General features: G+C 63.5%; 1 protein-coding gene. It reads right to left on the bottom strand.

The features are described 5' to 3' along the window. A partial coding sequence (locus BG61_RS38420) for a bifunctional 2-methylcitrate dehydratase/aconitate hydratase (RefSeq protein ID WP_241486506.1) occupies positions 1-1,432 on the bottom strand: 1,432 nt, incomplete at both ends.

Genomic DNA, 1,432 nt, shown 5'->3' with positions numbered 1-1,432 from the left:
AGATCACGTACAGATCGACGTATTCATTGACCGGCATGGCTTCGAGCCTTGCCTGATCGAGCGATACCGCGAGGATCGCCTGCTGCTGCTTGTGCGGGAAACGGCGTGCGAGATTGGTCCTGAACTTCTCGACCAGAAGCGCAATGCCGTCCGCGCGGCGACGCTTGTGACCGATCGGATATTCGACCACCACTTCGTCGAACTTCGATCCGTCGTTGAATTCGATAGTGAGCGCATTTGCAATCGAGCGCTTCTCCGGATCGAAATAATCCTTCGTGAACTGCGGGTCTTCCACGCATTCCATCTTTGCGCGCAGCACATCGATGCGCGGGTCCTGCGCGACCGAATCTTCGTAGTCTGCGGCCGTCAGACGGCCGCAGATCAGCGGCACCGCGATCATGTACTGGATGCAGTGATCGCGGTCGGCGGGGTTATCGAGCGGGCCCTTCTTGTCGATGATGCGAATCGCCGCTTCGTGCGTGCGGATCGTGATGCGCCGGATGTCTTCCACCGACTTGCCCGCCTGCTTCAGCCGGGCGTGCAGGGTCATCGCCGCTTCCACCGCCGTTTGCGAGTGGAACTCGGCCGGGAACGAGATCTTGAACAGCACGTTCTCCATCACGTACGAGCCGTAGGGGCGCTGGAACCTGAACTCGTTGCCCTTGAAGAGCACGTCGTAGAAGCCCCACGTCCTGGCGGTCAAGACCGACGGATAGCCCATCTCGCCGGTCTTCGCGATCAGCGCGAGGCGCACGGCGCGCGAGGTGGCGTCGCCCGCGGCCCACGACTTGCGCGAGCCGGTGTTCGGCGCGTGCCGATAGGTGCGCAGCGAATGCCCGTCGACGAACGCGAGCGACACCGCGTTGATCAGCTCGTCGCGCGTGAGGCCGATCAGCTGGCCGACGACGGCGGTCGAAGCCAGCTTGACCAGCAGGACATGATCGAGCCCGACCTTGTTGAACGAGTTCTCGAGCGCGATGCAGCCCTGAATCTCATGGGCCTTGACCATGCCGACCAGCACGTCCTTCATGGTCAGCGGCTTTTTGCCGGCGGCGACGGCATTGCGCGAGAGCCAGTCGGCGGTGGCGAGAATGCCGCCGAGGTTGTCCGACGGATGGCCCCATTCGGCGGCGAGCCAGGTGTCGTTGAAGTCGAGCCAGCGGATCATCGCGCCGATGTTGAAGGCGGCCTGAACCGGGTCGAGCTGGAATTGGGTGCCCGGCACCCTGGCGCCGTTGGGCACGACCGTGCCGGGCACGATCGGGCCCATCAGCTTGGTGCAGGCGGGGTAGGAGAGGGCTTCGAGTCCGCAACCGAGCGTATCGATCAGACAGTTGCGCGCGGTATCGAGCGCGAGCGTGCTGTCGACCGTGTAGCCAAGAACGTAGTCGACGATGTCGACGAGTACGCGGTCCGGATCGGGGCGGACGTT

The sequence above is a fragment of the Caballeronia glathei genome (genome assembly GCF_000698595.1).
GTDB lineage: Bacteria > Pseudomonadota > Gammaproteobacteria > Burkholderiales > Burkholderiaceae > Caballeronia > Caballeronia glathei.
This window is presented reverse-complemented; position numbering and strand designations above follow the sequence as displayed.